Here is a 13732-nt window from a genome sequence, read left to right as displayed (position 1 = left end):
CGCAATGCACTACGGTGTTACTCCAGCTGAAACCAGCCATCAGCCCACTCAACCCATCAGTCCAAGACTTGCCTGCTCATTGGATGGAATTTCTCCAACAGAACGGGACAAGCTGCGCATGAGAACGCTGGAGGAGCTGAAACTTCTAGGCTCAGCACCAATTCCGATTTTTGAAGAAGCCGCCCAAAGCGCATCGAGACTGCTGGCGGCCCCCATCTGTTTAATTAGTATTTTCAATCAAGAAAACCAGGTATTTAAGGCCACCATGGGTCTGTCTAGCCTGGGTTTGATGAACCAACTGGCCGCCACCCGTGAACTACCCAAGCAAGAATCCTTTGGCATCCAGGTCATCGACAGTGGACAATCGGTGATGCTATCGGATGTTACCAAGCATCAAGCCTTCAGCCATAGTATTCTCGTTCAAAAATATGGTGTGCACGCCTATTTAGGGGTCCCCCTAATGACGTCCGATCGCTGCTGCATCGGCACATTAGAAATCATGGACATTATGCCCAGGCAGTACACCCAGCAAGATCTAGCGCTCCTTGAGCTCAATGCTCGCTGGGCCATGAGTGAGTATGAGAAGCAGTGCTGGCTAGAAAATGGAAAAATCCAGCAAAACAGCAATAGCGCCCCGGTGGGAGATGCGTTGAACATACCGGTGCAGGGCAAAATTGATACGCTACGGGTGAATTTAATCTCCCAGCTCACCCAAGAGTTACGCAACCCGTTAACCACCATTACGGGCATGGCTAGCATGCTCAGCCGTAAAATTTATGGCCCTTTGACAGATAAACAACAGGAATACGCAACTATTGTTTTAGAGAGCAGCCAAAACCTATTGGCCCTAACCAATGAAATCATGGAGCTGGGAGTATTAGATGAGCACCCCAGTCAGTTAAGCCTTGCCTCTGAAGACATCGAGATGCTGGCTCAGCAGAGTTTACAGCCCATAGAAACAAGCTATCAGACCCAAAAATCTGACCTAAAGCTCACCGTCGAACCGGGGTCCCGCATCTGGGTGCTCGACAAAAACATTATCAAACAGCTGTTGTACAATCTTATCCTTAGTATTTCAGCCGCTGCCACCGACGGCAGCACCATTCGTCTGCACGTATCCAGAAAAGATAATCGACTCCACCTTGCAACATGGGTCAAAAACCCTTGGCTCGGTGAGGACTTACCGCAAACTGTCATTATGTGGGCCCAACGGAACAATCTGATTCCAACGCCAAGCGCCCCTGAGTCTACCTATGGATTTGACATGCTAACGGAGATGCCAGCCATCGGCGGACAAGCGGAGGAATCACAGTTAATTGATGCGCGACAGGAGCTAGGCTTACTGCTAAGCCAGCAGCTCACAGAACTCCACGGTGGAGAAATCCTCATCCAAGGGTCCTACAACCATGGATATCGATATGTGGTAGCCCTGCCACAGTTTGAAGTTCCCCAACAGCCGAAAGCGGCAATCAACACCCAGGCACCAACAGGAAGCCAAGCACCAACAGGAAACCAAACACCAATGGCCTCCACCTACGGCTAATAACCCTTTAAAAATCGAACAATAGGAAGGGGAGAGATGATAAAACATCTCTCCCCTTCCTATTTTCATTTATCGGTCCAAAAGCCTCATCAACACCTCATATTTTTACCGATGCGCACTTACGTGCTATCCGCAGGAAGCAAAGGTGAACAAGAAATATTCACCTTACAGTGAGTATAACCACCTGACATAAAGAGAAAATGCTGAGAGCAGGAGCCCAGAAAATACAAGCGGTTTAACCTAGCAACACTTCAAGTTCTTTTGGGTATCCAAGATATGTAGGCAAATTTAAGCGATTGAGAAAATATGGATTCAGCTCTTGTCAGCAAGAGTGGAATCTGAGAATCTCCTATCGCTTTTCTAAGGGTTCAAGAGTTCTGGTTTCACCTATTCATTTAGTATTACTCAACCTTAGAGGCCTGTCCGGAAAAAAGGACATTTTTATTGCTAATTTTTTTTTGAATTTCTCAGACTATTAGCAATTGCTTTCCATGTAAGGCTTTCGCGTTTTTACACGTGTTATGGCCACGGTCCTGACTCATTTTTCCTGTTTCAACTATGGCGTTGATTGCACCGAGATAGTTGTTTCACCTGCTCATTTTGTTTTCATTGGTTCTCAGAAATAATGACAAAGAATAAAAATTCTAAAGGACTCAGCTGGCAGCTTTGCAAGCCAGTCATCGCATCTGCCCTTGCCATTGGCGGTGTATTTAACATGGTTAGCCTCGTGCTAGCAGATGGGACTGCTGCTGGGACAAAAATCACTAACACCGCCACGGCCACCTATCGAGATCCTGAGGGTACGCCTCAGACTTCCACGTCCAATACTGTTGAAGTGGAAGTTGCAGAGATTGCCGGTATTACGGTTGTTAATACATCTGTTCAAAATGAAACAACCCCTGGTGCGGCGGTAGAACCGGGAGACCAGGTAGAGTTTATTTTTGAAGTTACCAACGTTGGTAATGATGAAACAGACATTAGCTTGCCTGCGATCGCAAACTTCAGCGGTCCCGTAGATAGCGTGGTGAGCATTGTTGCCGACCTGAACAACGACGGCAACTTTGACCCAGCGACCGAAACCATTACTAGCCGTACTGATTTCGAAAACCTCGCTCCTGGCGACTCCTTTGACGTTCAGGTTATCATTCAAACCTCCACCAGCGCCCAAGACGATGATGTCATCACCGTGCAGTATGGTGACACCCCAGGAGATGGCCAGAACCAACCCTATGACTCGTCTGGTGGTAGCGTCTTCACAGACGACAACGACAGCCCTGCGGATGGAACAGCAGCAGAAGCCGGTCCTGAAGCGCCGACCAATGGAGAACGGGAAGCTAGCGACACCGGAGACGTCACCGTTGGCCTAGAACCGCTGAAACAACCCCTAGTCACCCTAGAAAAAGAGTTTTCTAACCACAATCCGGGGGCCAATACCACATCTCCCATTGATGACCAGCTGACCTACGATTTAGACTTTACCGTCGGCACGACCGTGCCCACCGGTAGTACAGCTGAGGCTGCAGATTTACAGCCCATTAGCATTAACGTCGATGGTGCCGATGTTAGACACGTTCTAATTTCAGATGCCCTGCCTGCGGACACCAGTCTGGTATCTCACACATCTGCCGATGGCACATGGACCCCGGTTTATACAGAGTCTGCTGTCACCATCAACGCATTAGAAGCCCAGTGGTCCACAGGCACACCCACAGCCAATACCACCCGTGTTGGTTTTATCAAAACAGCTAACACCTCCATTGCTCGGGGTACCACCGTTACCGGGTTTGAAATTGTTGTTGAAGCTAGCGGCTATGCAGGGCAAACCCCCTTTACCATTGCCAACATTGCTCAAATCTTTGGTTCTGGAGTCGAAGACGACCCGTTAACCCCAGAGGATGAGTCCCTAACGTTTCCCGTAATGGATGAATCTGGAGACCAAACCCCTAGTGACTACGACCCCACCACCGATACCTACAGTAGCTTCAACCCAGACATCGTTGATGACCCCACCACCGATCTGCCTGAAGGCTTCACCCCCGATGATGGCTATATTGACGATCCGAGTGACCTAATCACCACAGGTGTAAGCGATAAGGTTACCAACGACGATCCAACGGACCCTGAGAACCTGGATATAGGGACGGTAGACCCTTCGGACGATAACCCCACCACCCCTGAAGATGGTGGTGGTGAGGCCATTGTTGTCGAACTAGAGCCTGAACCCATTTCTGACCTACTCAATGGTCCTGATGGTTCAGCCGATGCGGTCGGTCCCACCGGCACCAACGATGACTTTACCAACAAGTCTGCGCCCTATTCCGATGGGGATCCGCCGGTGGTGAGCTTCACCAATACGGTGGATAGCTCCAGTACAGAAGATGGCTGGGTACGTCTAGAGCCCATCGCACCGCCTACTAACACTGATCTACCGGATGAGACAACGGCCACTATCATTGCGCCGGATGGTACTCGCGTAGAGTATGAATATGATCAGCCCACCGGCACTTGGAGCAAGACTAATCCGACTGACCCTGACATTATTGTCCCCGTCCGAGCAGACGACGGCGTTCCCGGTGGTGACGACGAGTTCGACTATGGTGTTGAGGTTGACCTGCCTAACAACCCCACTGAAATTACTGAACTCGATAGCTTCCCCGTACCTATCGAAGCAACATTTGCAGGGGTAACGGACGTCCAAAACGAAGACGTTAACAACGGCGGCAACGACGGTATCGACACCACTGACATTACCAATGTTCTAGATACCTCGGATATCCAAAACACCACCATTGACCGGATTTACACCGGCTTCTTGGAACTGGTTAAGACGGCACAAGTGGTTCAGGGTGATGGCCCACCGGTCTCTGGTAACCCCGCACCTGGCAACCATATCCGCTACCGCGTGACCTATAACAACATCTCTGAGCCCGAAGTTGCCCCCATGCAGGGCAACGTAGTGTTGACCGCATCTGACCTGGCCATCATTGAGGATGGCACAGAGAAAGGCTGTTCCTTGGCAGTAACTGATGCCAACAACTGGGCATTTGATAACGATGCCAACACTGAGTTGGACACTCGCCATGTACCTAGCGCAGTGGACTTGACCAACTTAGATGCTGGTTCCACAGGCAGTGTGGTGTTCTTCAATGGGGGCCCGGTTTGTGATGGCGGTGGCACCACAGGTAATCCTGACTTCAACCCAGATACCACAACGCCCTCCGCTGAACTGTCGGGTACAACGTACAACACCGATAGCACCAAGTATGTCTTTGACATCCAAGGTGATATCGACCCCCTAGAAACTGGCTACGTTGAGTTCGAGCGCCGGATTAACTAGCGAACAGCAAAGAGAAGGAAGCGGCACAATCCCCCCTTCCTTCTGCTGACATCACCCTTGCAGTGAACGGTGTGATGCTAACTATCAACAACGTCTGAAATTTTTTACAAGTTCAACGAGAGTAATTATGATGCAACGTCTTTTTGCCAAAAAACACCTCCTCTTAGGTCTCGGAGCATTCGCTTTGGTTGGCGCCATCCCCTTGGCAACCAATCAACCCGTAATGGCTCAGTTCCAGGAAGTAAAGGAGGCCATCGTCCAGGCCGTACTGCGCCCCGAAGTAAAACTAACGCTCAGTGCTGAAAAGCAAATCGTTGGCCTAGATAAAAACGGACAAGAGAAAATCTCTTGGGAAGCCTTGGAAGGGAAAGTGACTGTTCAACCGGGGGATGTGCTGCGCTATACGGTAGATGGTGCTAACTCTAGTGAAGTTGAGGCCAAGGGGCTATCGATTACCCAACCGGTCCCAACCCAGACACGTTATGTTCTGCAGTCTGCTACCACTAACAGCAATGCTGACATTGTGTACAGCATCGATGGTGGGGACAGCTTTGTAATGGCACCGATGGTAGAAGTTACCCTGCCTGACGGAACGGTTGAGCTGCAACCAGCACCGGCGGACATGTATACCCACATTCAGTGGAACTTTAGTGACGATCTAGCCTCTGCCCAAGCGGTGAAGGCATCCTACAACGTCCAGGTGAAGTAATTAAGGGAACCACGGGAGAAGTTTTCAGCCCTTCTCCCGACTCTCCTTTACTTGATTCGATACGGTATTTTCCTAAAGATAAATACTCTCATCTCGATGAGGGCGCACCAGCGCTGACTAGCCAGGGCGCGACGAGAAAACTGCTGTGAACGCTAATTTTTTGATTATTCAGGTTTGAGGCTAAACATGAAGCTATCCCAGCTACCTAAACCACCACTAAGGACCTGGCGTAAATGGACGCGCCGTATGACGACCATCTTATTGGTAGGTGGTATGGGGCAAGCGCCATTTGTTGCGATCGCACAGGCCAGTGAAATATACAATCGAGCATCCTATTCATATCGGGATAGCGATCGCAATATTTCCCTAGGTGGCACTTCTGCGGAAACCATCATTGAAACCGAAGGACTGATTGACCCTTTGGGGCAAATCCTCGGCTGCAACGGTGATCTCTTACCCAACTATGACGGTTTCTCCGTTGTTCTATACGAGCCCGATGCCACGGGGCTAGATTTAGGGCCCTTGGTACCGCTGACCACAACAGAGTTTCCCGACATTGAAAACAACGGCATTCCTGGCGGTAAACTCCCCAACGCAGAAAACAGCAATCCGTTTTTCGTCACCAACGCGGATGCGGGCCAATATAACTTCTTATTTGATACAACTACCCCATTAGCAAGCCCAGTCAACGCAGGTCTGGTCCAAACCGACCGAGACGCCCAGTATATTCTGGTGGTCAACCCGCCAGCAGATTCTGATTTTCCCCAGCGACGGATCAAACTTGAGCTAACGGACAGTACCGGCGGTGTGAACAACTCAGTTATTCGCTATACAGCAACCGCCTTGGATGGCATTCCCATTAGTACGTCCGGTGGCAGCCAGGTCTCAGAAACCGTAGTCGAGATTTTCGACGCCGAGACCCAGGGGCTTAACCTGTTCTCCCTAGCCCTAGGCATGGTGATGTGTGAACCTAACCAAATCAGCATTACCAAAACCGCCGACCGAGCCGCCGCGCAACCAGGAGACACCATTGTCTACCGCCTAGCCCTAAGGAATCTAACAGACATTGCCCTAGAATCTATCACCGTCGACGACCTTCTGCCCCAAGGTTTCCAACTGATTCCAGAATCGGTCACCGGTGTACTTAATGACCAAACCGTAGAGATTACCCCCGAGGCATCTGGCTCAACCATCACATTTTCAACCACAACAGCTATCCCAGTGGATGGCACCATGAACGTCCTCTATGCCACTCGGGTGACACCTGACGCCCTAAGGGGCGATGGCGAAAACCTGGCCTCAGTCAATGCTGAGCGTAGCGACAATGGGTTCTTCATCCAAGATGGCCCCAGCATTCACCGCTTAGTTGTAGATCCCGGCATTGTCAACGACTGCGCCACCCTCATTGGCCGGGTGTTTGTGGACAAAAACTTTGATGGGGAACAACAGCCTGGAGAAGCTGGCATTCCCAATGCCGTTGTCTTCCTAGACGATGGCAATCGCATTGTCACCGATGCCGACGGTCTGTTCTCAGTGGCCTGTATGCTGCCAGGTGTGCGCAGTGGCGTGTTGGACTTTAGCAGCCTGCCTGGCTATGCATTAGCCCCTAACCTTTACTTCAACGAGCGCAACAGCCAGTCACGCATGGTGAATCTTGCCCCCGGTGGCATGGTGCGCATGAACTTTGGTGTCACCCCCACCTTCCAGGAGGAGACACCATAATGCCTTCCCGTCCAACCCCTTACCGGGCTTATTTAAATCTGCTAGCTGTTATCAAGCTTAAAAAGTACGACATCTATCCGAAGGGTTCTGAAGAGAGAAAGACACCGCCTATTGTCTTTTTCAAGTCTAAAGCTGAACTTCTGAATACCTTGCTCCATAAAAACAACGTGACCATGACCCGTCAAGGAACAGAATTTACCTCTCAGCTCAGGCCAAAATTAGAGACGCTGACACCTTTGCGGACCAAGCTGTCGCCGCGTCATCTTAAAACCCTTTTAAGTAGTTCAATTGCTTTATCCACCATCGCATTTAGCGGCCTAGCCCACGCCTCTGCACTGGAGGATAAATCAGCCCGTGGACAGTTCCAAGCTAATCAAGCACTAACGGCGGTCGATGATGACTCTTTTGGAACCGTCGCTGAGGGTGGGAACATTGCCCCGAAGAGCTCGATCATTCTAGGCGACACAGCCGATAATTTTACCCTCGACAATTTTTCCCTTGATAGTTCAAGTGGCATCGCACCAAGCCTTACGGTCGCCCAATTAAGTGAAAATAGCACGGTGGTTTCTCCTCAAGACGCCCCCCTTGAAACCGCACCCAACCTATCCCCCGCTGTTGCGGCTGAGCAGATTGAAATTCTCAACCCCACGACCGAAAGTGTTGTAGATGTTCCAGCTATTACCGTCATTGTTCGTTTTCCAGCTAATGCTGACCTAGAACTGCGGATCAATGACACCGCCGTTAGCAATGACCTCATTGGCCGAACCGAATCCAATCCAGCCACTAACTTGGTTACCCAAACTTGGTTTGGCATCCCTTTAGACGCAGGGAAAAACACCCTTACGGTAGTGCGCAGCAGCGACGGTAGCATTTTGCAATCACGGCTTGTGGAGGTAAGAGGTGCCCCCGTCGAAATGACGTTGCGTTCTCGGGATTCTAAAATTCCGGCAGATGGGCGATCCACCACTGTACTACAAGGACGCTTGCTAGATAGTAATGGTAATGTCTCCAATTGGGATGCCATTGTCACGCTCAATTCCAGTGACGGTGACTTTGTGGGGGTGGACTATGCCCCTGACCAACCGGGTTTTCAGGTGGAGGCTCAGAATGGCCGCTTTACGGCAGAGCTACAGTCATCGCTAGAGTCCCATGTTGTGCAACTCCAGGCCACAACAATTGGTTTGGAAACGTTTAACCAGGTACAGTTTTCTACACCACAGCGTCCAAGTATTGCCACTGGTATTGTAGATCTACGGTTAGGCGCACGGGGAACAAACTTTCATAGCAGTTTACGGGATTTTTTACCCCCGGATGAAGACAATGGGTACGGTGTAGATTTAGATGCCTCCCTCTTTACCATGGGTAATGTGGGGGAGTGGCTATTGACTAGTGCCTTTAATAGCGATCGCGCCCTCAACGAAGACTGCCGAGGTGAAACCTCCCTGTTTCGCCAAGGCGCCGGTAGCTGTAATAATTTATATCCCGTCTATGGCGATGATTCTACACAAGATATCACCACCCCCTCAACGGATAGATTTTATCTTCGACTGGAGCGCACATCACAGGTGGAAGGCGCAACTGCCGACTATGCCATGTGGGGCGATTATAACACTGAAGAATTTGCCAATTCTTCCCAGTTGTTTACCTCTACATCACGCCAACTCCATGGCTTTAAGCTGAACTACAACCTTGGCAACCTAGCCCTGACAGGACTATACGGTGACAATATTGAAGGGTTTCAGCGCGACACCATTGCCCCAGATGGCACCAGCGGCCTCTATTTTCTCTCACGGCGGTTAGTGATATCTGGGAGTGAACAGGTCTACATTGAAACCGAAGAGCTCGATCGGCCTGGCACCGTTCTTAACCGAGAACGTCTATTCCGCAATACGGATTATGACATTGACTACGACCGCGGCACCCTGTTGTTTGAAGACCCGGTCACCCAAACTGCCGTTGGCGAATTTGGGGAAGTGTTACTACGCCGTATCGTGGTGACGTATCAGTTCGAAGGCGAGGACACCGACACCAATATATTGGCTGGGCGGCTGCAATATAACTTTGATCGCAATCTTAGTCGAGAATCTTGGCTAGGCACATCCTATCTCAGAGAAGATCAGGGCAATCGAGAGTTTGTCTTATTTGGTGCCGATGCCCAGGTCTCCCTGGGTGATACTAGCCGTTTGATTGCTGAAATTGCTCATTCTGAAAGCGATTTTGATCTCTCAGGCCCCATCAGTGGGTCGGCCTATCGAGTCGAGTTAGACGGTAGCTTAAGCAACTGGTTTGATGGTCGAGCCTATTGGCGCTCCACGGATGCGGGCTTTAGCAATGCGGCTACCACTAGCTTTGTTCCGGGGCAAACCCGCTACGGTGCCCAGGCGAATTTCAAAGTTAGTAGAAGCACCACCCTGCGAGCCCAGGTGGACCACGAAGACAATGATGGTGTTGCCCCTCGCCCCATTACCAACCTTGAAGATTTGCTCACACCGGGTCAAAGTCCTGTCCCCGGTAGTCGTGTGGATAATTCACTGACCACCTACTCGCTGGGTCTGGCCCAGCGTTTGGGAGACTCAAACTTAGAGTTTGACTGGATTCATCGCGATCGCACCGACCGCACGAACCCTGGCCAGTTCAACACCAGTTCCGACCAGCTGCGCACCCGCCTGACCAGCAAGTTAGCCAATAATCTAACGTTCCGAGCCCAAAACGAACTCAACCTCTCCTCAGAGAGCGACCCGATTTATCCCAGCCGCACCTACTTTGGCATCGACTGGGAAGCCATGCCCGGCATTAATGTAGGCCTAGGTCAGGTATTTTATGGCGACAACGGTTTTAGCGATCGCGACTCTTACACCATCTTTGATGTCTCTGGAGAACGCTCCTTAGGTGAAGACACCACCCTCCGAGGTCGTTTCAGCAGCATTGACGGCCAAAACCTGGGAGGCGCGGTCGGCATTGAACATGGCTTTAAGCTAGGCCCCGGTCTACGGCTAGATGTAGGCTACGAACGCGTCTTCAATAGTATTTTTGGTGGCACCGCAGCCGGTAGTCAGTTTACCCAACCCTTTGCCGTCGGCAATGGCGGTTCATCAGTGGGCACGATCAACGGCAACACCTACACCGTTGGCCTCTCCTATACCGACAATCCCGATTTACAAGCCAGTACACGCCTGGAACATCGCGACTCATCCCAGGGTAGCAACACTGTTTTGAATGCCTCTGCCGTCGGGCGTCTTACCCCTGCCGTCAGCGCATTATTTAACTATCAGCTAAATCGTGCCGCCAACCAGCGCATTACCAACATTGGCACCACCAGCAACCTGAAAATGGGTCTTGCCTATCGCGACCCCAACGACGATCGGTTAAATGCCCTGTTGCGCTACGAACATCGCATTAACCCTGGCACCTTGCCTACCAATGCCCTGTTTGGCCGTAGCATCGACACATCCGAACATGTGCTCTCCGCCGAGGCCCTCTACGCCCCCAACTGGCAGTGGGAGATCTACGGCAAATACGCCTTTCGCTCTAGCCAAACGCGCATCAATCTACCCGCTGAAGCCGGCGGTAATTTCACATCCAACAACAACTTACATTTAGCCCAAATGCGGGCCACCTATCGGTTTGACTACCATTGGGATGCCAGTGCAGAAGCTCGCTGGTTTGGTGGCCTAGGGGACTACAGCGAACTAGGCTACTCCCTGGAAGTGGGCTATTATCCCACCCCAGATTTGCGCATGTACGGCGGCTACAGCGGTGGCGGTGCCTTCGATGATGACTTTGGCGTCAATCGTTCGGCTGGCGGTTTTTACCTGGGTGTTTCCGCCAAAATCAACAGCCTATTCAATGGCTTTGGCCTCCAAAATGTTGCTCCTGCCCAGCAACAGGAATCAGTTCTAGAATCGGAAGAACCGGTTATTTTCATCGAAGATACCACCGAGATTATTTTTCCGGGAGAAGCCGCCGCCCAAGAGGATGCGCCTGAAGAGATTTTCCTCCAAGAGGTATCGCCAGACGGTATCACCGGGCCAGACATGCTGCCTGAAAATGTGGACGTCTACGACCCTGCTACGGAGAACGGGGGGCCAGATGCAGGCATTCACTCCATCCCAGGGGAAACGTTATGAAACTGAATCCCATTCCTCAACTCTTTGCTCGCCCACTTGATGATTCGGATGCCAGCGCCATGACCTATCAAAACACGATTCGCACCCTAGCCACGTCCCTGCTATTAGCCGCTGTCGCCACTGGGGCTAATGCCCAAACTAATGCCCAACCAGAGCTGCAACCGTCTGTAGACGGTACGTTACCCAGGGTACTGATTACAGTGAATAGCTCTGGGGACGGACCCATTGCGGCTGATGATCACCTCACATTGCGAGAAGCGATCGCAATTACCAACGGCACCCTGCCCATAGAAGAATTAAGCACCCCAGAAAAGCAACAGATAACAACGACCCTAAATAGTTCAGTCATCAGCTTTGATCTACCGACTAACGATACCACCATCGAATTGCAATCTCTGCTGCCCGTACTCTCCCAGCCTGGTTTAGCCATCGACGGTACGTCACAACCCGGCTACGATGCAACCAAATCAGCCACCGCAGAAATCTTAGTCGCCGTCCCCGTGGTAGAAATCACCACAGAGGCCGATGCCGATGTCTTTCGAGGGTTAACGGTCGTCGCTGACGACATCACCATTCGAGGGCTGAGTATACACGGCTTCACCTCTCAGCACGGAGTCACCGAATCTACACCCCCCGCCGATATTTTTATTGCCCACGAGCTGCCCCCACCGGATATTACCCAGCAATATATTCCCAATGCCGAGTTCCCCTTCTATGAGGACAACCATCCCCCCAGGGGCATTGTTATTGAACAAAACTGGGTCGGCATTCCCACCAACGGCACCATACCGCAGAAAACGTCTGCCTTTGGGGTGTCTGTATTTAACAGTGAAGGGGTGACAGTAAAACATAACCGCATCTCCTACCATGACGGCAGCGGCATCATCACCGGTGCCCGGGCAGAAAACTTAGAAATCATTGAAAATCTAATTGTTAACAATGGTCTTGCAGGCATGCCCGACGCCATTCGTTTAGATGGTCACATTGATAACGGGTTAATCACCGGCAACCTGATGTGCGGCAACGATGGTAGCGGCATTTTCTTATTTAAGCCCCAAGGGGCCGTTGAAATTAGCAACAACGACATTCGCTTTAATGGTCAACGGTTGCGCAGGGCGGCTATTTATTTGATGGGTAACGACCATCGTGTAGTTAATAACAAAATCGCAAACCAAAAGGGTCCGGGGGTGGTCGTAACGGCCTTTAGCCAAGGTGGGTACACCCAGAGCCAGCGGAACATTATTGAAAATAACGAATTTGAAAATATTGAAGGCCTGAGCATAGACCTCAACACCCGCCGCAACCGTGGCGTCCAAGATTTTCAGCGGGGCGACGGACCAAACCCCATTCGAGACTCCCACAATCGTCGTCGCGACACTGGCAACAGCGCCATTAACCCACCACAGTTTGACAGCGATGAGTTTTTCACCATCGACGGCAAAGTGGTGGTGCAGGGCAAATCAGACGTGGGCTCCACCGTGCAACTCTATCTGACCCGGGGTGGCACCGGAGACTATGGTCCCTTGACCATGCCGCTGGCAACCGTTGAGGTGGATGAGAACGGCACCTTTAGCTATGGCTCTACCGACCTACAGCCAGGAGACATCATCAGCGGCATTGCCAGCGACCCCAACTATGGCACATCGGAACCCGCCCTCAACACCGTTGTTGTCGCCCTGGGTGAATCCAGCACCAGTCGCCCAAACCGGATGACGTTAGGCTCTGTTGGCAATCCCCAGTGTACGACTCCCCCGGCAGAACCAGAGCCCCCGGAACCCGTTGAAACGCTGCCGGAGGCCATCAAACTAGAGGTTCCACGCAATGTTCACTTTGGTCTCGACGAAGACTTTATCAACCCCGACAGTGCCATTGTTTTAGACCGAATTATTGAAGTATTAAAACAATATCCAACGATCATTGTTGATTTACACGGGCATACTGATTCTAGAGCCAGTGTGGCCTATAACCAAGACCTGGCCAAGCGACGGGCAAACAACGCTCGGCGTTATCTCATGGACCATGGCATTGCCCCTGAACGAATGACAATCCGATCGTTTGGAGAAACAGAGCTATTGGTTGATGAAATTGATCGTACTAACTACGCCCGCAACCGTCGTGTGGAGTTTATCTTTAGCGACGTACGTGGGGTAGATATTACCTTTGTCAACCAAGAAAACGATTTACAGCTCGAACAATAACAACTGATTTCAGCAAAGCCTGGCTGACACTATTCATAAGCGTCCCTCAGCTCTTCAGCGAGAGACATCTTTCTAATTGATTCAATGGGCCATCTC

General features: G+C 51.1%; 6 protein-coding genes. All 6 read left to right on the top strand.

Annotated features, from left to right (window positions below):
- Positions 1-4 precede the first annotated feature (4 nt).
- The 6 genes from IXB28_RS03690 (at position 5) to IXB28_RS03665 (ending at position 13636) form a co-directional block, all read left to right on the top strand.
- Entirely contained in the window at positions 5-1543 is a 1539-nt protein-coding gene (locus IXB28_RS03690) for a GAF domain-containing sensor histidine kinase (RefSeq protein WP_215617194.1), read from the top strand.
- A gap of 625 nt (positions 1544-2168) precedes the next feature.
- Positions 2169-4880 (top strand): DUF7925 domain-containing protein, encoded by a 2712-nt coding sequence (locus tag IXB28_RS03685; protein ID WP_215617193.1) that lies wholly within the window; start codon positions 2169-2171, stop codon positions 4878-4880.
- A gap of 223 nt (positions 4881-5103) precedes the next feature.
- On the top strand, positions 5104-5589 hold the full coding sequence (locus IXB28_RS03680; RefSeq protein WP_246559603.1) for a hypothetical protein: 486 nt from the start codon (positions 5104-5106) through the stop codon (positions 5587-5589).
- A 246-nt stretch (positions 5590-5835) separates the two neighbouring features.
- A complete protein-coding gene (locus IXB28_RS03675) occupies positions 5836-7311 on the top strand; it encodes a hypothetical protein (protein WP_246559602.1) in 1476 nt (491 codons plus the stop codon).
- Positions 7311-11438, top strand: a complete 4128-nt coding sequence (locus IXB28_RS03670) for a TonB-dependent receptor (protein ID WP_215617190.1) — start codon at positions 7311-7313, stop codon at positions 11436-11438. The genes IXB28_RS03675 and IXB28_RS03670 overlap by 1 nt, the downstream gene beginning before the upstream one ends.
- Positions 11435-13636, top strand: a complete 2202-nt coding sequence (locus IXB28_RS03665) for an OmpA family protein (RefSeq protein WP_246559601.1) — start codon at positions 11435-11437, stop codon at positions 13634-13636. Before IXB28_RS03670 ends, IXB28_RS03665 begins: the two co-directional genes overlap by 4 nt.
- The last annotated feature ends 96 nt before the right edge of the window (positions 13637-13732 follow it).

Origin of the sequence: Leptothoe kymatousa TAU-MAC 1615 (assembly GCF_018739865.1) — a bacterium.
Lineage (GTDB): Bacteria > Cyanobacteriota > Cyanobacteriia > Phormidesmidales > Phormidesmidaceae > Leptothoe > Leptothoe kymatousa.
This window is presented reverse-complemented; position numbering and strand designations above follow the sequence as displayed.

Coding starts and splice junctions, on each gene's coding strand:
- IXB28_RS03690 (WP_215617194.1), top strand. CDS start 5: ATGCACTACGGTGTTACTCCAGCTGAAACCAGCCATCAGCCCACTCAA.
- IXB28_RS03685 (WP_215617193.1), top strand. CDS start 2,169: ATGACAAAGAATAAAAATTCTAAAGGACTCAGCTGGCAGCTTTGCAAG.
- IXB28_RS03680 (WP_246559603.1), top strand. CDS start 5,104: ATGGCTCAGTTCCAGGAAGTAAAGGAGGCCATCGTCCAGGCCGTACTG.
- IXB28_RS03675 (WP_246559602.1), top strand. CDS start 5,836: ATGACGACCATCTTATTGGTAGGTGGTATGGGGCAAGCGCCATTTGTT.
- IXB28_RS03670 (WP_215617190.1), top strand. CDS start 7,311: ATGCCTTCCCGTCCAACCCCTTACCGGGCTTATTTAAATCTGCTAGCT.
- IXB28_RS03665 (WP_246559601.1), top strand. CDS start 11,435: ATGAAACTGAATCCCATTCCTCAACTCTTTGCTCGCCCACTTGATGAT.